The sequence below is a fragment of the Peteryoungia aggregata LMG 23059 genome, assembly GCF_030814435.1.
GTDB lineage: Bacteria > Pseudomonadota > Alphaproteobacteria > Rhizobiales > Rhizobiaceae > Allorhizobium > Allorhizobium aggregatum.
The window spans coordinates 158230-177093 of the sequence record NZ_JAUSUW010000010.1; the positions used below are offsets into that span (position 1 = coordinate 158230).

Annotated in this window: 18 protein-coding genes; 2 read left to right on the plus strand and 16 right to left on the minus strand. The window is 61.0% G+C overall.

Annotated elements, in window-relative coordinates; translation table 11 throughout:
* Positions 1 to 164: 164 nt before the first annotated feature.
* On the minus strand, positions 165 to 1439 hold the full coding sequence (locus J2045_RS17240; RefSeq protein WP_307374985.1) for an MHYT domain-containing protein: 1275 nt from the start codon (positions 1437 to 1439) through the stop codon (positions 165 to 167).
* Between the two features lie 482 nt (positions 1440 to 1921).
* Here J2045_RS17240 and J2045_RS17245 point away from each other — a divergent pair, with 482 nt between their 5' ends.
* Positions 1922 to 2761, plus strand: coding sequence for a hypothetical protein (locus J2045_RS17245; RefSeq protein ID WP_307374987.1), 840 nt, complete (start codon positions 1922 to 1924; stop codon positions 2759 to 2761).
* Between the two features lie 141 nt (positions 2762 to 2902).
* Here J2045_RS17245 and derI read toward each other — a convergent pair whose 3' ends face one another.
* Genes derI through oiaX form a run of 4 tightly spaced genes read right to left on the minus strand, consistent with a single transcriptional unit; the run spans position 2903 to position 6748 of the window.
* Positions 2903 to 3358 carry a D-erythrulose-4-phosphate isomerase gene (derI, locus tag J2045_RS17250; protein WP_166599811.1) on the minus strand — a complete coding sequence of 152 codons (456 nt, stop codon included), beginning with the start codon at positions 3356 to 3358 and terminating at the stop codon, positions 2903 to 2905.
* A 13-nt stretch (positions 3359 to 3371) separates the two neighbouring features.
* Positions 3372 to 4139 carry a triose-phosphate isomerase gene (locus J2045_RS17255; protein WP_307374990.1) on the minus strand — a complete coding sequence of 256 codons (768 nt, stop codon included), beginning with the start codon at positions 4137 to 4139 and terminating at the stop codon, positions 3372 to 3374.
* Positions 4136 to 5488, minus strand: coding sequence for a four-carbon acid sugar kinase family protein (locus J2045_RS17260; protein ID WP_307374992.1), 1353 nt, complete (start codon positions 5486 to 5488; stop codon positions 4136 to 4138). The genes J2045_RS17255 and J2045_RS17260 overlap by 4 nt, the downstream gene beginning before the upstream one ends.
* 3 nt (positions 5489 to 5491) lie before the next feature.
* Positions 5492 to 6748: a 3-oxo-isoapionate-4-phosphate decarboxylase OiaX gene (gene oiaX / locus J2045_RS17265; protein WP_307374994.1), complete on the minus strand. Its 1257-nt coding sequence runs from the start codon at positions 6746 to 6748 to the stop codon at positions 5492 to 5494.
* Positions 6749 to 6896: 148 nt separating this feature from the next.
* Between oiaX and J2045_RS17270 the strand changes: the two genes are divergently transcribed.
* Positions 6897 to 7613: a transcriptional regulator NanR gene (locus J2045_RS17270; protein ID WP_307374996.1), complete on the plus strand. Its 717-nt coding sequence runs from the start codon at positions 6897 to 6899 to the stop codon at positions 7611 to 7613.
* A 7-nt stretch (positions 7614 to 7620) separates the two neighbouring features.
* On the opposite strand, the gene apnL is transcribed toward J2045_RS17270, so the two are convergent.
* The 11 genes from apnL to J2045_RS17325 form a co-directional block, all read right to left on the minus strand.
* Positions 7621 to 9579 (minus strand): D-apionate lactonase, encoded by a 1959-nt coding sequence (gene apnL / locus J2045_RS17275; protein ID WP_307374998.1) that lies wholly within the window; start codon positions 9577 to 9579, stop codon positions 7621 to 7623.
* A complete protein-coding gene (locus J2045_RS17280; protein WP_307375000.1) occupies positions 9576 to 10610 on the minus strand; it encodes a Gfo/Idh/MocA family protein in 1035 nt (344 codons plus the stop codon). Before J2045_RS17280 ends, apnL begins: the two co-directional genes overlap by 4 nt.
* A 6-nt stretch (positions 10611 to 10616) precedes the next feature.
* A complete protein-coding gene (locus tag J2045_RS17285; protein WP_307375001.1) occupies positions 10617 to 11681 on the minus strand; it encodes an ABC transporter permease in 1065 nt (354 codons plus the stop codon).
* A complete protein-coding gene (locus tag J2045_RS17290) occupies positions 11678 to 13225 on the minus strand; it encodes a sugar ABC transporter ATP-binding protein (RefSeq protein WP_307375003.1) in 1548 nt (515 codons plus the stop codon). Before J2045_RS17290 ends, J2045_RS17285 begins: the two co-directional genes overlap by 4 nt.
* 2 nt (positions 13226 to 13227) lie before the next feature.
* Positions 13228 to 13863, minus strand: a complete 636-nt coding sequence (locus J2045_RS17295) for a DUF2291 family protein (RefSeq protein WP_307375005.1) — start codon at positions 13861 to 13863, stop codon at positions 13228 to 13230.
* Between the two features lie 69 nt (positions 13864 to 13932).
* Entirely contained in the window at positions 13933 to 14874 is a 942-nt protein-coding gene (locus J2045_RS17300; protein ID WP_307375007.1) for a D-ribose ABC transporter substrate-binding protein, read from the minus strand.
* Between the two features lie 84 nt (positions 14875 to 14958).
* On the minus strand, positions 14959 to 15786 hold the full coding sequence (locus J2045_RS17305) for a phosphogluconate dehydrogenase C-terminal domain-containing protein (protein ID WP_307375009.1): 828 nt from the start codon (positions 15784 to 15786) through the stop codon (positions 14959 to 14961).
* A gap of 82 nt (positions 15787 to 15868) precedes the next feature.
* Entirely contained in the window at positions 15869 to 16084 is a 216-nt protein-coding gene (locus J2045_RS17310; protein ID WP_307375011.1) for a hypothetical protein, read from the minus strand.
* A gap of 33 nt (positions 16085 to 16117) precedes the next feature.
* Positions 16118 to 16738, minus strand: coding sequence for a tyrosine-protein phosphatase (locus tag J2045_RS17315; RefSeq protein WP_307375014.1), 621 nt, complete (start codon positions 16736 to 16738; stop codon positions 16118 to 16120).
* A 168-nt stretch (positions 16739 to 16906) separates the two neighbouring features.
* Positions 16907 to 17992: a DUF1176 domain-containing protein gene (locus J2045_RS17320; RefSeq protein ID WP_307375016.1), complete on the minus strand. Its 1086-nt coding sequence runs from the start codon at positions 17990 to 17992 to the stop codon at positions 16907 to 16909.
* Positions 17993 to 18117: 125 nt separating this feature from the next.
* On the minus strand, positions 18118 to 18555 hold the full coding sequence (locus tag J2045_RS17325; protein WP_102020140.1) for a DUF1489 family protein: 438 nt from the start codon (positions 18553 to 18555) through the stop codon (positions 18118 to 18120).
* Positions 18556 to 18864: the final 309 nt, after the last annotated feature.

Sequence of the window (18864 nt, forward strand, 5' to 3'; positions counted from 1 at the left end):
TCCCAAAGCTTCGTCTCAAGCGACAGGGATCGAAGAACAATGAACCGCGCCGCGCGTTGACAGCAGGCGATGACTGGTCCTGCGAGACAACGGCAAGCGCACCAATCGCCCCGATTTGCACGAAATGCAGCAGAAGGCGCACGAACTGCGGCAGGATAACTGACTTAACTCGCGCTTTCAGACTCACTGCTGGTGGACGCCTTGAAGGCGGCCAGCTCCGAGCGGAAAGCCGTCAGCCTCGCCCGGCTCACCGGCACGGTACGCCTGATGGGCGTATCCAGTTCGACCACGCCCGAATCTCCGGCCTTCTTGATACGGACGACAAAGCGGAGGTTGACGATATAGCTGCGATGAATCCGGGGAAACATGGCCTCAGGCAAACGCGCTGCGATGTCGGAGATCGACAATGGACAGAAAAGGTCGTCGCGACCGTTGAAAACATAGGTGTAATGCGCGTTGGAATGCACCGACACGATATCATCCGCCGAAATGTGAAAGCGCTTGCCGTTCTTTTCGATCGGCAACAAAAGAGCGCCCGTAGACAGGTTCGGGACAACCGGCGACGTGGCATCGCTCGTTTGATCCGTATCCGTCATCACCCGAATCGCCGGTAGCGGGGGTGGTGTGGTGTCGAGTGGTAAATTGCCCGAGCGGAGGCTGTCCGCTGCCACGGCGTCTGGCACGGACGGTACCGCATGCGAGGCTGTTTCGCTGCTGGCATCCTTCGCCTGCGTCGGGATCAGCGCCAGCATGAACACAGCCGAGATGCTACAGGCGACCACGCTGACAATGGCTGCCAACATGTCTCGGGACATCAAGGATTCTGTGTTTGCAGCCTCGGCAACGGCCGGCTGCAGTGCCGTCCCGGCCATTGCCATATAGTGCATGCCAGACACCGCGCATCCGAACACCACGGCACAGAGCAGAAGCGGCGGTCGCCGGTCGGCAGAGAAAGCAAGCCAGAGCGCAAGGCCGGATGCCGCGATTGCAATCATGATGCTGGCAAGCACATAGGCGGGATCGTGTGTCAGATGATAGACCGAATGCACGGCGGTCATGCCGACATAATGCATCGTGGTGATGCCGATCCCCATGAGCACGGCTGCAATCACCAGCAGGCGCTGCGAGCGCAGGCTCGCCAGGTAAATGGCGACGCCAATCACGAGGCTGCAAATGAGGAATGAGAGAAGTGTTGGCAAGACGGCGTAGGCGATGGCGACAGAGGTCGTAATTGCCAGCATGCCGATGAAATGCATGCTCCAGATGCCGACCGCAAGCGTCATCGCCGAACCGGCGATCAACAGGCGGCGCCGGTTGGCGAATGCACCGGGGATGAGAAGAGCAAGGCTGATGCCGACATAACCCGCCTGGACGGCCACCACCACCGAAAGAGCGACAAGCACAGGACTGTAACTAAACGAAGCGATAAGTTCCGTCATAGCTGCCACTGCACCCTTCAGAAATGCAGATGCGCCCCACTTGCGATGACACAAATGGATCGATACTGCGACATTTGCTGACCTGCGTTCGGTTCTCCTCCAAACGACCTCGCATCAATCTATCCATTCGCCGATTGTTTTGTCGAGCCAGATAACAATCATTAGGCGCGGACCCGGCAGCCGACCAAAATGTATCGCGGACCATCGAGATCAGGCCTTCAGCATGCTCTCCCCCTGGCGAAGGGTATGGCCGACCCGCTCAAAAAGAGCTTTGTCAAAACCTCTACACTCTCCATCAGTGGCTGATCTCAGTCCGCCCACCCGGTTCACCCCTTTGCCCGATGTCGCATCAGAAAGACAACATGGTGGCAAAGGCAAATATGAGCTACTGTTAAAACGTGAGGCACGATGGGAGCAGAACAGCGGAGATGAGACGGACACCTTAAGCACCAACTCGGTTTGACACCAAAGGGAGTCTACGCATGGAGATCAGGCAAGTACTACCCGAAAGCTATAACCAGTTTGCCGGGCCGATCGAAGCCGACAGAGAACTCTGGACCAATTTCGACCAAACGAGCGCCGTGATGCAGGAAATTGGCCGCCTGGTGGTAATGGCGGGGCTGCAGGATGTGCTCTGCTTGCGTCTCCTGCACCGGCATCACCTGCTGGAACCGGGAGTGATGATGCTGGAATTCGAAGCTCGCGCCGCTGGCGGCAGGGCGCTGATCACGGCACCGGCACCACGCGAAGCGGCCTCCGATGTCCTGCCGAACATGCTTGCAGTCACAGATTTCGGGCTGGCAAGTGCGGAGTATTCGCGCACATCCGTTTTCACGTCGCCTGAGAGAATTGCCGAAATCCTTGAACAGCAGACCGTTCTGGCTGCCATTCGCAAGCTTATCATGGCCGCCGAACTGCAGTCGGTTCTGGCGATCGGTTTTCGCAACAAAACCTTCTTCGACGCCGGGGATGTCGGCGCGATGATGATAGAAGTGACAGACGAGGCCAAGGGCCAGAGCATCATCACCTGGGAACCAGCTGGCGACATCGGCAAGGTGATCGAAACACTGTGGGGATTTGAGCCACGGCTTGCCGGCGAGGCTGATGAAGGCGGGGAAGACACGCCAAAACCATCAGAAGACATCGGTTCAGGGACGCCGGTCATGAGCTGCGCAGTCCGCTGCTTCGTCGGGTGCCGCGAGGTAGAAGGCATCCACAAGGCGACAGGGCACGAAGCCCACCATCTCGGCATGCCCGAGAACAAACCAAAACCCAAGCCGAAACCCGACAATGCCTCTGATACGCCGCCCCTCTGGCAGTAGATGCCAGCCCCAACAAGGCCCAGTTCAACAGCAAGACTGCGCAAGCTGCACTTGCGCAGTCTTGCTCGCCTGAAACAGATCAACCCGCGGCAAAGCCTGGCTCCGTCCGTGGCTTAATGATCCCCGTTCAGACCCGTCGTCTCAGCGCAGATGGTATTTTGCATCCACATTGTTGATCGCCTGAACATTCGATGCGGAGCGACCGTTTTGGTCGAACACCTGCGCCAGGAAGGCATCGACAATGGTCTTGGCCAGTTCCGAACCAATGACACGCGCACCCATGGTGATGATCTGCGCATTGTTGGAGAGGGCCGCCCGTTCTGCCGAATAGGTGTCATGCGTCAATGCTGCGCGGATGCCAGGTACCTTGTTGGCAGAAATGCAGACGCCGATGCCCGTGCCGCAGACGAGGATGGCACGGTCGTATTTTCCGGCAAGAACCTCGCTTGCCACGCGGTCTGAAATATCGGCGTAGAAGGCGTCGGCACCAGCTTCGGTGCGAGAGACTTCAGACACCTCATGCTTGTCCTTGAGGTGATCAGCAAGGATCCGGGCCAGCCCTTCCCCGGCGCTGTCTCCTGCAACTGCGATCTTCATGATATGCTCCTCCTCACAAGTTGGCGGCGCATCTGGAGAGGATGTCGAGATAACCCTCGACATTCCAGGCAGAGCGCCCGATGAAAAGCCCGTAGATATGCGGGCAGGTGATCAGCTCTTCGCAGTTCTGCGCATTGACGGAGCCGCCATAGAGGCAGGGCGCCTTGCGCCCGAGGACATCTTGCGCCACCGCAATGATCTCGGCCTGGCGAGCATCGGCATATTCCGAGGTGGCGGGAATGCCGTTGACGCCGATCGCCCAGACCGGCTCATAGGCCAGCAGAATTTCGGCCTGTTTCTGTGGCCCGGTGAGTCTGGCGAGCGCGCCGCGAACCTGCGTTTCGAGAACTTCTATGGCGCGACCGGCTTCCCGTTCGGCAAGCGTCTCCCCGATGCAGATCAACGGGACGAGCCCGTGGCGCACCGCAGCCTCGACCTTCAGCCCTACGGTTTCATCCGTTTCGCCGAAATGCGCCCGGCGTTCCGAATGGCCAAGCTCGACAATCTCGAGGTTGCAATCCTTCAGCATCGGCGGTGAGATCTCACCCGTCCAGGCGCCGTCATCGGCCCAATGCATGTTCTGTGCGCCGACCTTGACGGAGGACCCGGCAAGCATGGCCTTCACCTCGCGCACGGCGGTGAAGGGCGGAATGACGAAACGCTGGATGCGCGGATCACGCCCGGCATCGGCAGCCTTCAGGCCCTCGGCAAAGGCCTGCGCCTCAGCGAGTGTCTTGTTCATCTTCCAGCTGGTGCCGATCCAAAGATGCGCTTGGGTCATGCGGCGGTTCCCGATTGTTTTGCGCGTTCGTCCAGTGGGTTATGGGAGGATCCCCCGGCCCGGATCATTGAAAAATAATCGTCATTGCCCACCTGCCCGCCCTTGAGCGCGATCTGGAGCCCATCGACGGGTCCGCCATGCGCCACGCAGAGTGGCGAGCCGGGGGTCTGCGGCAAAGGCAGTTTCAAGGTGAGTGCGGCAATGCCCATTTCCCCGAGCGCATGGCTCGACGTATCACCGCCCGCCACCACGGCCCGGGAAAGACCGGCACGGGCAACCAGCTCCACCTGGATACGCCCGAGAGCCCGCCCCAGCCGATGGCGGGCATCACCGGATTGATCGAGCACGGCCCCCTGGTCCGCCGCAGGTCCAAGGGCCGTGTAGAGAACGACGCTTCTGCCCGCGTCGAGGGACGCCAGCCCGGCGCGAACGGCATCGGCGATCCGCGCCTCGCCGTCCTCACCGGAGAGCGACACTGGATCGAGCGCGACGCCATCAAAACCATGGCCAAGCGCATGGCGGATCTGCCGTTCGGTGGTGGGCGATACGCTGCCCGACACCACGGCCAGCCGATCGACGGGACCGGGCGACGCAAAGACTGGCTTTTCTCCGATCAACCCTGCCGCGCTCCAGGCCGGGATCAGGGCATATTCCACGCCGGACGAACCGCAGACGAAAGCACTGCCCGTCTGGCGCAGCTGGTTCCAGAGCAAGGATCCGGCAGCCCTTTGCGTTGCTGTATCGAGGACATCGATGAGCAGGATATCGGCCTTTTCCGGCCCCTCGCCCGCCAGAAGCGCCACATTGTCCAGAAGCGTGGATGAAAGCCCGGTCTGCTGCGCAAGATGAAGCAGGATATTGGCCTCTTGCATCGGCGTTACCGGATGGCGAGACATGACCGGATGCCGGTCGATACGATAGTTGCGGCCCTGATAGGCGGCGAACAATTCGCCAAACGCCGTATAGCGCCGGATCTGCGGTGCGCCGACGATCAACGGCACCATCCCTGCCCCGAAGACCGCCCTGCCGATCTCGATGGCCCGACCGATATTTCCCACCTGCACCGAGGAATCGAACGTGGAGCAGACCTTGTAGTGGCAGAGTTCAGCATTCAGCGTCTTCAGCCACTGGAAGCCTGAGCGCAGGTGGCTGTCCATCCAGTCCGGTGACTGGCTGCGGCTGGTGCCAGCCAGACCATAGGCGCGCGCACCGGCAAAACGCTGCATCAACGCCTCATCTGGCTTTTGCAGAAAGAGCACCGTCTCGATACCATGCGAGGCGAGCGCCTCCATCACATCGGTCGAACCGGTGAAATCATCGCCATAATAGGAAATCAGCGGACGGGTCATGGGTTATGCCGCCTTGCCGTCGGAGAATTTGTCGATGGATTGGGCAAGCTCCGGATGATCCTTGGCGTAAACCGCAAGTGGAATGCCGGCGCCCGCGGCTTCCCAGGCCTGACGAACCGCCCGAACCCCCGCGCCCGGACCACCAGGATGGCTGACAATGCCACCGCCGCAGAGATAGAGCAGATCCGTCGAGCCGCCGGTCACGGCAATCGTATCCGGCGCCTGCCCTCCCCATTGGCCGGAGCCAATCACCGGCAGCACGACATCATCCGGCGAAAACATCGGCGTAGTCACCGCGTGGTAGGAGCGTGCAAAGCTTTCGTCCGGCTCCCAGTATTTGACGCGGATGCCGTTGATCTGGAACTGATCGACGCCGAGCAGGCGCCAGAACTGCTGCCAGACCGAGAACTCGAAGCCGAGCCCCCGGTGGCGCGTCAGGATATCCCAGCCATTGCGATGCGCATGCAGCACAAGACCGGAACGCTTGCGCAGAAAGGACATGCCGCCGAAGCCGATGGACTGGATATTGACGACGGCGCAATTGCCGCCGGCAGCCAGAACCAGATCGTGATTGCGCATCATCTCGTCCGGATCGGCATGGCTGATGCCGAAGGCATACATCACCTTCTTGCCGGTCTTCTGCTCGTGATCGAGAATACGCGGCATGATGGCCGCCACCCTCTCCTTCAGTGGAGAATAGGCGGGGCTCATCAGTTTCTCGTCGTCCTTGATGAAATCGACGCCCGCCTCGAGCAGTTCTGCGACCATCTCCGCCGTCTCGTGCGGACGAAGGCCAAGCGCCGGCTTGACGATGGTACCGATGATCGGCCGTCCGTTGACGCCGGTCAGCGCAAGGCTGCCGGAAACGCCGAATTGTGGGCCCAGATGGGCTGCAGCAAATTCCGGCGGCAGCTGCATGTCAACAATGCGGATGCCCGTCATGCCCTTGATCGAAAACACACCGCCGATGGCAATCGTCATCAGCGCGGAAAGATCGGTGCCCACCGCATCCAAGGGAAACTCGATTTCGACATCGGCGCGGTTGAAGCTCGTGGCCGTACCGGCCTCATCGGGCAAAGAGGCAACGGATACGGGCGACAGTGGACGCACTGCCGTGACGCGAGCGGCAACACGCGCCTTCAGCTCCTCGGTTTCTCCCGGCAGGGCAACGAATGTCCCGGTGGACTGGTCGCTGGCGATCTTGGTGCCCATGGCTTCAGCGGAGCCTGCCGTTTCAATCCGGTATGTCAAACGGATCACGTCTTCCTCCTCCGTATCCCTGCACTCAGCTTGTAGAAGCTTATCAACTGGTATAATGAGTATTTATGTGATTGCAAGCTGCGGCAAGAAAAAGTCGTTGCGCCAGTGGCTTCAACTGCTATTCAGAAGCGTTGACATCAGGTGGCCCATGAGCATCGTTTCCGAACCCATCCTGCGCAGGAAAATTGCCGACGAGGTTTTTGCCCGGCTCAAGTTTCTGATCGAAAGCGGCGAGCTGAGCGCCGGCGATGAAATGCCGTCCGAGCGCGAGCTGATGGAACGCTATGGCGTCGGTCGCCCGGCGATCCGCGAGGCCATGCAGGCGCTGGCCAGCAAGGGACTGGTGGAAATTTCTCAAGGCGAACGCGCCAAGGTGCTGCGCATCACGGCGGAATCCATCATCCGCCAGGTCGACCTTCCGGCAAAGCTGATGCTCTCGGGGTCAGCAGACTCGCTCGAACATCTGAAAAGCGCCCGGATCTTCTTCGAGCGCGGCATGATCCGCGAGGCGGCCGTGAAAGCGACGCCGGAACATATTGCCGAACTGGAGGCGCTGCTGGAGCGCCAGGTGCAGAACCTCGGCGATGCGGATGCCTTCATCGAAGCCGACATGGATTTCCACCAGTACATCGCCAGCATCTCCGGCAATCCGATCTTTGTTGCCGTCAGCGGCGCCATGCTCGGATGGCTGAAGGCCTATCATTCGGAAATGTTGATCTGGACCGGTCGGGAGAACTTCACCCTCACCGAGCACGAGGAAATCATCCGGGCGATTGAATCGCGCGATGCGGATGTCGCCGAGCAGGCGATGATCAAGCATCTGGAGCGGTCGCGGGCGCTCTACGCCCTGAAGAACCGCAAATAGCAGCGCCTCAGGCCACCTCCCAGACAATGCGCGCCACCGCATAGGGCATAAGTGCAAACGGCTGTTCCGACATGCTGCGCGCCTCAAGACCGTTTGATGCAGCGGCGATCATCGTGGTCTCATCCAGCAGGACAATGCTTGCCCCGCTACCAATGCCAAGGGCTTGCAGGTCGACCTCAAGGGGGCTGCGGGTCACGTTGACCAGCACAAGCGCCCGGCGACCGTCATCGCAAGACGCGCCAAACGCCAGAATATCGCGCGACGAACCTGATTTAACCGCACGGGCCTGCCAGCCGGCCATGCAGGCGAGCAGTTCGATGCAGCGGCCAATCGGGCGAACCATGCCCTCCGGCACAGGCTCTTGCGGCCCGGCAAACAGACCGAAGGGCCCGGTCAGCGCACTCAAGGTCAATTGCTCCAAACCTGCGCCAACAAAAGCTGCCGCAGACCCGGCGGCAAAAGCCGCGCCGAACAAGCCGTTGTGTCGCGGATCCCTGTTCGCCATGGCAGTCCTCTCGCCATTCGGATTGTCCATGGTGCGACTGCCATAGGGGTTCTGGCGCATGGCAAGGGTGGATGGTCCGACGCGGTAGGGCTTTTGCCCATAGATCGCCCGCAGCGATGTCCAGATGAACGGCAAGGCCTCAAGCGTCTGCATGACGCTCAGATCATCGGCGGCATGCACGATCGGGTTGGTGGCATGGCTGACGAAATCGAGGGGACCTGCGGGAACGCGCTTGCGGTTGATTTCCGTGAAGTAGCTCAGCATGCCGCCGCCCAGCCGAATGCCCGGAAATGCCGCTCGTGCCGCCGCGTAGACCTCTTCAAGCGGTGGGCAGTCCGGCCATTGGCTGCCGGGCGGCGTTGATTGCCGGTCTACAGCAGGCGACACCATCACCGCATCCAGCCGCAGCCCGGCATCGGCCACAAGCTTGGCGATTGCGCCGAGTTCCCCGGCGAGCGGGCCTTTGCATGGCAGCGCGATTTCCAGCGTGATCGTGCCGGAAAAGAGGGCCGCAAGCGCGGCGAACGCCTCGATATCGGAAGGGCCGTGGCCCGCTGCCGGGTCGAAATGCAGAAGCAAACCTTTCGCGCCGAAAGCGCCGTGAGACGCCAGTGCCGAACGCACTGCGCCGGCCTCTTCGGGCGTCACCACAAGCCCGATCTGCGGAAGAGGCCGCAGATCTTCGCCCCAGGTGAGGTGAACAGGCCGGGCGTCATGGCTCCCGGCCTGCGGTCTTCCGGCGCGCCTGTCCGTGACGGTCAGAGTAACGGCCTGCGAAACAGTCTCCCCCGTGGCGATCTGATAAGGCCAGGGCAAGGCCAGTGGCCGCACATAGGTCTTGTACGAGGCATCCGACCAGTTTCTCTGGTCTTCCATCTCGAACATGTCACCCTCCATCCGGCATTCCGCGTCAATGCCTGGCATCACCGAATGGGTGAGCGCGCGGATCTCCTGAAACGGTTGCCAAGGCTCGATACGGTCGGGAAAGACGGCATATTGGATCGAGCCGTCCACATGCTCCACCGTCACGGGCGCACCAGCAACACCGACGATCGGATGCAGCACGCAAAAGCCGCAGCGATTGTTTTCAAAGCCAGTCGGCGTCTCTGCCTGGGCCTTGAAGGTCAGGCTGCCCTTGCTCGACAGGGTGATGACGGCGCGGATGGAAAGCGTGTTGGCATCAGGCCCCTCGCAGACCGCTCGATAGGAGACCGTGGTTTCCCCCTCGCCCTGTTTGATCGTCAGATCCGCAATCGCCGGGCTATAGGTGCCCCAGTCGCGGTCGCGCACCACAAAGGCGATGGCGCGCAGAACCTCAATCCCGTCGAAGGCAATCTCTCGAAGCCCGCCGCCAATCAAGTGCGCGCTCAGCAGGCCGGCGCGCAGCACTTGCACGGGCGGTTCTGGAACTCTTGTCCCGAAAAGCCTGAAGGCGCGATCTGTGGCAGGGTCAGGGCTCATGCCAGAAGTGTCCCTATCTCCACCAGCTGGCCGGATGCGGCACTTTGATAGGCGGCTTCCACGAGAGCGAATGTCTTCAGGTTATCGGCGCCGGATGTCGATGTCTCTGTTCCAGCCTTCAGTGCATCGACCCAGTGCTGCTGGATGAGGAGCACACTTTCCTGGATATTGTGCCAGGGCCGCGAGGCGAAAGGTAGAAGTGCCGGCGATACATCGGTCGTGACCGTGCCATCGCCATTCGTAACCGTCAGGGCATAACCCTGCGTCAGGCGCAGAGTTCCCTCACTGCCATCCAGCTCGATCAGCGTTTCGGGAAAGGGCTCCGTCTCCTGGCGCGTGGCATAGCTAACATCGACAATGGAGGTGGCGCCGCTGTCGTGATCGAGAAGCATGGTTGCCACATCCTCGCCCTTGATCTTCGGGTTGATCCGTCTTGTGCGCGCAGTCAGCGAATGCACGTCGCCCAGGATATAGCGGGCAATATCCAGCGTATGGATGCCCAGATCCTCGATGATGAAACGCGGCGCTTCACCGAGATAGGGTTGGGCGGCAAACACATCGAAGCCGGAGCGGAAGGAGAAGCGCCCCCAGAACGGCGTGCCGATGGCACCGCTGTCCAGCACCTTGCGCACCGCCTGGATCGGCGTCTGCCAGCGGAAGTTCTCGTGGATCATCAGGGCAATGCCGGCCGCATTCGTCACCGCCACCATGGCCTTGGCATCGGCAAGGCTTGGCGCAAAGGGTTTCTGGCAAATGGCCGGCACTTTGTGGGCGGCCGCCATTTCCACCAGTGCGCGATGGCTCTGCACGGTCGTTGCAATGTCGACGAAATCAAATCCGCCATCGGCAAACATGGCAGCTGCATCCGTGTAGCGGCGAGAGATGCCGAACTGGTCGCCGACGATTGCCAGGCGTTGCGGATCGCGATCGCAGATGGCGACGATACCGGCGCCCTGCGCGAGCGCCCAGCCATGCATCTGATTAACGGCGAAAAATCCGCACCCGATCAGGGCTCCCCGAAGCTCTGCCATATCCGCTTATCCCTGCTTTGCCATCTGCATCAGTGTCACGCGGGCCTGAAGCTTGCGCTGTGCCTGGTCAACCACCACGGCAATGATGATGACAAGCCCCTTGATGACCATCTGCCAGAAGGACGACACGCCCATCATGACAAGACCATCGGAGAGAATGCCGATGACAAAGGCGCCGATGATGGTTCCACCTATCGTGCCGCGCCCGCCGGACATGGAGGTACCACCCAGAACGGCAGCTGCAATGGCATTCAGTTCCAGATTGGTGCCGGTGGCCGGATGGGCGGCCATCAGTTCGGACGAAATGACGAGGCCGACCAGTGCGGCACAAAAGCCCGAGAACATGTAGACGAACATCTTCACCCGATCGACTCGGATGCCCGACATACGCGACGCGCGTTCATTGCCGCCCACGGCGAAGATATGCCGCCCCAGCGGCACGAAACGGGCAAAATAGGCAGCGCCGAGCGCAACGACCACCAGCATCCAGATCGAGACGGGAATGCCAAGCCAGGTGCCGGACCCGAAAATGGCATATCCGGTATTGCCAAGCTCCGGCTTGCCCGCAAGGTTCGGCAAGGTCTGGCCGTCGGAAAACAGCAGCGCGGCACCGCGCGCCACATAAAGCATGCCGAGCGTGGCGATGAAGGGGGCCACGTTGAGGCGGGTGATCAGGAGGCCGTTCAGCGCGCCAATCGCGATACCGACTGCGGTGACCATGACGGCCACTTCGAGAACATTGAAGTATACGGTGTAGCCCATAGGCAGGTCGATGCCGTTGAGGATCAGCCCGCCGGCGATCATGCCGCAAAGGCCGACAATTGACCCTACGGAAAGATCAATACCGCCGGTGACGATGACAAAGGTCATGCCAATGGCCAGAAACGCATTTTGCGTCGCGTGTTTCGACATCAGGATCATGTTGGCCGTGGACAGGAAGTTCGGCGCGAAGATCGAGAAAAAGACGATCACCGCGATCAGCGCGATAAATGTGCGCAGTTTCATCACGGTCAGCAGCAGCGAGCCGCTGCCGGACGGAAGAGCCGTTGCCATGGGGGTCGCCGTCGTCATCTCGCATGCATCCTTCTGGTCTTGTGTCCCTCACTCGAGGCTTTCACGATCATGTCCTCGCTCGCATCCGCGCGATCCATGACACAGACGAGACGCCCGCTGCTCATGACTGCAATGCGATCGGACAGGGCCATGACCTCATCGAGGTCCGATGTGGAAAACAGGATCGCCAGCCCCTCGCCTGCAAGCTTGCGCATGGTGCGGAATACATCGGCTTTGGCGCCGACATCGATACCGCGGCTTGGCTCGTCCATCAGCAATACCTTGGGCCCGGTCATCAGCGCCTTGCCGATGACCACCTTCTGCTGGTTTCCACCCGACATCGAGGTCACCTCGAATGCCGGATTGCGCGCCTTGATCGACAGGCTGCGAATGGCGCTTGAAATCGCCCCGTTCTCCAGCGCCCGATCGATATGGAACCCGTAACGCACGAACTGGCCAAGGCTTGCCAGCGACAGGTTTTCGGCAATTGACAGGCATTGCACCAGCCCTTCACGCTGCCGATCCTCGGGGATCAGCGCAATGCCATGGGCGATGCGCCCTGTCGGGTCGCGGGCCAGGAGCTCCTTGCCATCAATGTAGATGCGGCCCTGAGAGTGACCGTGGCGGCCGATAATGCATTCAAACAACTCGCTGCGCCCGGCGCCCATCAGGCCGTAGATCCCGAGAATTTCTCCCTTGCGCACGGAGAGCGAAACATGATCCACCGCGAGCCCGCCACTGGCGCGTGCCAGGCTGATGTCTTCCAGGCGGATGACCTCGTCCCCGAGCGTATGGCTGACATCCTTGGCGAAGTCCTTGGCATCCGAACCGATCATCGATCGCACGATCCAGGCGGTATCAATATCCTTGACCAAGGCATTGCCGGTAATCTGCCCGTCCTTGAGGACGGTGATGTAGTCGCCGATGCGCATCAGCTCTTCCAGCCGATGCGAGATGTAGACGATGGCAACCCCTTGCGCCTTGAGTTCCGCAATGACGCGAAAGAGAACATCCACTTCGGCAGCGCTTAGCGCCGAAGTCGGTTCGTCGAGGATCAGGATGCGGGTATCGAGTGAGACGGCGCGGGCAATCTCCACCAGCTGTTGCTGGCCGATCGGCAGGTCTTCGACCAGTGTATCGGCGGATATGCCTGCCTCCAGCCGATCGAGAAATTCATTGGCTTTCGTCACCTGCGCCTTGTGATCAATGCCAAACAGGCCGCGCGTCAGCTCGCGCGTGGCAAATATGTTTTCGGCAACAGTCAGGTTGCCGAACAGGTTCAGCTCCTGAAAGACGATACCGATGCCATGACGCACCGCATCAGCCGGCGAGGCCAGCTGGATACGCTGACCATCCATCCAGATTTCGCCAAGCGTCGGGCGCTCCACGCCCGCAATAATGCGCATCATCGTGGACTTGCCGGCGCCGTTTTCGCCAACAAGCACATTCACCGCACCGCGCCTGAGCTTCAGATCGGCTTCCTTCAGGGCAACAATGCCCGAATATGCCTTCGTCACATCGCGCAGTTCCAGAATGATATCGCCGGTTTCAGATGCGCTCATGATCAACCTCCGACCGTGATCATCGCCGGGACAAATTGCGGCAGCTCGCCGGTCGCAGGCTGCGGGAAGGCGCCGAGCGCATCCACCGACTTGCCGACCAGACCATCACGCGGCAGCTTCTCCAGCACGGTCGCGTTCACATAGGTGTTGAAGGACTTGCCATACTGGGCCCAGTCGATCTGGTTCTTGAACTCGTTGAAACTGACAAAGCCTAGGCTGTCGCGCAGCGCTGTCCCACGAATGGCCGGGCCGATCGCCAGGCGAAGGTCCGACTGGCCGTCCGCGTTGATATCGACATCGACATAGGCGGCGCGGGATTTCGTCTCTGCCGTCACGATCACGCCCTTGACGGTCGCGACATAGGTCCAGGGGGCAGTACCACCCTTTTCCTTGTGGCCGAACGTCTGGGCGGCCGCTTCCGGATCTGACGCAATCATCGCTGTCACAGCCTCAAACGTGCCTGCGCGCTTCTGGAGATAGGGCAGCACCTTGCTGTCCCACGCCTCGGCAACCATCCGGTCGGGATCAAAGGCATTGGCGGCAACCTGGGCCTCCTGCTCAGCTGTCTTGACGAATTTGCAGCCCGGCATGACCACGCATAGCGCAGCAAAGACGGCGGCAGCGCGCATCTGCAACATGGATTATCCCCGTTGAACGACCCGGAAGGCGCGGGACCGCTGACGGCCCCGCCCCCGCTCCATCAAGGCTCACTGGCTGAGCGCAAAGGTCTCAAGCTTGCCGGCATTGGCAGCGGTGATGAGGATGCAATCCATCAGGAGCTTTTCCTCAGCCGGCGCCTTGCCGGTGGTGATGAACTCATGCGCCTGCTGCACGGCAAGCTGTGCCTGCGCATAGGCGGGCTGCATCACGGTTGCCTTGATGCCACCCGAGAGGATGGAATCGCGGACATCGTTCGACCCGTCGAAGCCGACGACGATGACATCCTTGCGCCCGGCTGCCTGCAAGGCGGCAATCGCACCCATGGCCATGGTGTCATTGCCGGCGATCACGCCCTGGATGTCCGGGTTTGCCTGAAGGATAGTCTCCATCTTGGAGTAACCTTCGGTCTGGCTCCAGTTCGCCGATTGCTGCGAGACCATCTTCATCTCCGGATAATCGTCGATGACGTCATGGTAGCCCTTGGACCGAATACCGGCATTGAGATCGGCTTCACGACCGAGAAGCTCGACGTAATTGCCTTTCTCGCCCATCAGACGGACGAATTCTTCCGCGCCGAGCTGGGCACCCTGGTAGTTGTTGGAGACGATCTGCGACACGGCAACACCGGTCGCATTGATCTCGCGGTCGATCAGGAAGGAGGGAACGCCTGCATCCTTGGCTTTCTGGACGGCGGCGATGGAGGCTTCAGAGCCGGCATTGTCGAGAATGATGGCCTTGGCGCCACGACCGATTGCGGTATCGATCAGCTGCGACTGCTTGTTGGCATCATCGTCATGCACGAGAACCAGGGTCTCATAGCCCAGCTCCTTGGCCTTTGCTTCGGCACCAACAGCTTCCGCCTTGAAGAACGGGTTGTCATGCGATGGCGTGATGATGGCGATCAGATCGGCGGCAAAGGCCGGCATTGCGGTCGTTGCCGCAAGTGCCGCACCGAAGGCGACGAGAGTAAGCCTGCGTGTGAGTTTCATGTTGTCCTCCCAATGAAACGTTACCTCGCTCCCCGCGAGGTCATGCACCGACCGGGAAGGCTACCCCCCGTCCGGAAATCGAAATCAGGTGATGCGCCTGATGCTGTCGGCAATCTCCTGCGGCTCGAAAACCGTCTTCCAGTCGTCGCGCATCAGGGCCGGAATGCCGAATTCGATCGCCTTGTTGCAGGCATCGGAAAACACGCCCGGCGTTTCCTCGAAAATCACCGCACCCAGCACGTTCATGTGGCCCAGCAGAAAATCGCGCGCCGCCTCCTTTGGCACGCCGCGGGCGACACATTCGTCCATCGCCTGGCGCATCACCACCAGCAGCGAGGCGCAAACCGTTTCGGACAGACCCGGCTCCAGAAGAGCCATCTGCTCGACGGTGACCCTGTGCGAGCGCATCACCGGCGCCCAGATCACCTTGGCGATCTCCTCCCCCAGTGCATAGGCCTCCTCCGGCCCCTGCATCAGGGCAGACACGATGTGCTGCTTGGCAAACAGACCGCCGAAATGGTCCTTCTTGGCCTGCATGTCCGTCTCGTCGTTGAAGATCGGCGGATGGCAGGGATGGGTGACGAAATAGGTCAGGTCTGCGCGCTCCGGCAGATGTCCGGCAAACGGTGCTGCCGCATCGAGCGCGATCACCATCATCCCGGGCAACAGCCTGTCGGAGATCGAGGCCGCAACCTTGCCGATCGCCGTGTCCGGCACGGCAAGAATGACGACATCGGCACCCGAGAGCGCAACATCGGAGGGCACGCAATCAAGCCCGAGATCGGCCTTCAGGCGCGCCTTGCCCGGCTCGCTCACCTCGACATGTCGCACGTCGAACCGCGCCCCCTTGAGGTTCTTGGCAAGCCGGTAGCCCATTTTGCCCCCAGCCCCGAACAAGGCAATTGCAGTCATCAGTCATCCTCCTCAGCAATGCGGCAGAGGTCCTCCGCCGGCTTGCTATTCACTCAAGCAGGCTCATTCTTTCCAACTGGTATCACAAGTCAATAGGCACATCAGAAAATAAGATGACGACGGGCGGCCGCAATCCTCCGGCATTGCTCCCGGAAATGGAAAAACCCTGCGGTGAAAGAAGTTGTATGGCCAAACAGCCGTACGGCTCGCGGCTGCCGCGCTTCTGCGCCAACAGCGCCAGTCCCCTGGAAACTCCGGCTTCCAAAAGTGGCATCCAGGCCGGCCCGCCTGTTTCCATGTGGCAGATCGTCCCTAACGGACTGCCTGATTGTCAGCTGTCGAGGCCAATCACCTTTTCCAGCCGCTCCCAGGTGTCATCCATCGCATAAGCGGCGAGGAAGGGCAGGTTGATGTGGCCGTAGACCGGTGACAACTGCCATTCGGCCTCTTCTTCGTCGATGCCAGCCACCTGCTGGAGAAAGATGACGGAGGCCAACCCCGTACGATCGGCGCCGGACATACAATGCACCAGAATCGGCTGCTCGGCCGTCTTCAGGAGGGTCAGCAACTCCTGTGTGCGCTCTGGTGTCAGGTCGCGGCGCGCAGACATGCCGAAGTTGACATGAGTGGCACCATGCGCCTGCGTGGCACGGATTTCGTCGTCGTACCAAGACTTGCCGGGATTTTCACCACGCAGATTGATCACCGTCTTGATCTTGTAGCGGTCGATCTCCGCTCCCAGCCGATCGCCCGAGAGCTGGGCCGAGCGATAGAGTTGCCCCGGCAGGACCTCATGGAAGTTGCCAGAGAGAATCAGGATTCCGACATAGGCACCGAACAGGGCTGCCAGCCCGGCGATCGACAACCCGATCCGCAGAGACAACCTGCGCAAGCGGCCAGTCGATCGCGTCGCTTCGCCCGCAGTTGCATTGACGTGTTCAATTCCGTTCATGGCAGGTCCCTGGCCCCGGAAGGCTGTCCGATGTGGTGTGGATGACGCGCGATTGGGACCTTTCCGTGACCGATGGCCCCGACCGAAATCCAGCCACGAAGAGCAAGCGACAGCACGTCACCAGACAAGCCTCCGACGGAGGGCTGGGACGCCGCGCATGCCGTCGGCTCACTCTCCCCCGCTGTACTGCAGCGGCCATTCGGACGGCTCGCTCTGCACGCCATCGCAATTGACCTTCTCGCGATACTCCATCAGCTGGAATTCGAAGGTCTCGCCCGGCGCATCCATCAGGCGGAAGACCTGATAGGTGCCGCAATCCCCCTGACCACGGCCGAGCGAGGTCGAGATAAAGACACCCTTTTCGGCAAAGACCTCCGGGTTCATCATCTGCGCATTGTTCTCGCCCTCCAGCGCCGGCGGATTGGGCAGGCTGAGCATGGTTGCCCAGTCGGCAGGCGGGTTTTGTGTGATCGCGAAGATACTGGTGCCCTGATAGGCGCCGAGGAAACACGGGACTTCCCAAAGAATGAAATTGTCATTCACCTGATAACGCTGGCCGGGATAGGCGAGCGTCTCCGGCTCACTGCACTCGTCGGGCGCATAGGTCGCAATCTCGCTGCGAACAGCCGCCGGCACCTCGCTGGCGGCCGTGAGCATGACCGGCGGGGTGAGCGGCAGCCCAACCGGACCGGTATAGGGTGACGGCCCGCCGGCTGCAGCCCCCTCGTCGGAGACAGGCTCCGGCGCAGCTTGCGCGGTCTCGGGCGCCGGGCTGCCAGGGCAGCCGATCACCCCTTTTGCACCGGCGACGAACGGCGGAAGATCGGGCCGCACCACGGTTACGGTCGCCTTGCCGACGGTCTGCAGCGAGCCGGTCACAACAGCCTCTTCGATCCGGACGAGCAGATGGGTGGCGTGATCGGCGCTGGAATACAATCGATAGCCCAGCCGCTGCGGCGGATCGAAATCGCCCCGCGCACTCTCGGTGAGCGCAATCTTCTCCTTGCCGATCTCGACGACCGCCTGCATCTGCACGCCGTCCTTATCGTAGGGCATATAGATGAGATAGGCATACTTGTCCGTCTCGGGATCCTTGTTGCTCTGCCAGAAGGCGAGATGGCAGGTGCTGAGGCCGCCCTCGATCTCATGTTTGCCGAAGAGTTTCAGATCGATCGACGGGTCTTCCGCCACAGCAGGATGCGACGCGGCAACAGCCAGCGCCAGAGCAAGACAAGGCAATTTCAAAGACGGCATGGTTCCCCCTGATCCCGGACCGCGCCCTGCCCCATGGCAGCGCAATCCACCCAAAATTTAGGGTATCGTCAGGGACGGGTCCTTACAAGCCGGACCTTCTCCAGATGCGGATCAAAAAAGGCCGCTCACAGCAGGCCGAGTTCGGCCAGTTCCCGCTTCAGGTCGTCGGGCATGTCTTCGATATTGGCACCGGAGGCCGAAAGGTCGCGCGGCGCAGCATCCGCGTCGAGATATCGCCAGCCTTGGAAAGGACGGCGCGGTGCAGGCGCCACTTCGATGACTTCAGGGCCGAGGATCAGTTCGCAGCGCGTAATCCCGTCGCCACCGGTGAAGGTCTTGATGTCCAAAAGCTTCTGGCGGGCCGAAAGCTGGCCCTTGATGATCCAGTAGAGCGAACCGCCATCGAGCAGTTCTTCCATGCGCTTCGGCACCATGCGGGTGACATGCGAGGAATGCGGCTCAAGGCCAGCCGCTACCGCCACGAGGCAGCGCTCGGCGACCCAGTCGCGCAGATCGTCGATGGAATCGGCTCCGACGCAGAGCTTGAGGAGATGCAGTGCCATGACATCCGAGATAGACGGTCCCTGCTTCGGGTCAAGGGCTGGGGTGTCGCAGGGGTGATGTGCTCAACAGTTTCGGTATGGATGGGATTTAGGATCGTCATCCTCGGGCTTGTCCCGAGGATCTGCCAAGGGTGGCTCTCCGCTCGACGATGGTCTGGATATGCGACCTTTACCGCCCAGGCCCCGGCTGACGGAGGTAGATCCTCGGGACAAGTGTTCGGCCCTGATACATAGCTGACAGATGTTCGTAGACATGCCTGACACTTTCCGGATCGGTTCTGGGAGGTGACGATGGCTTGGGAGACAAAG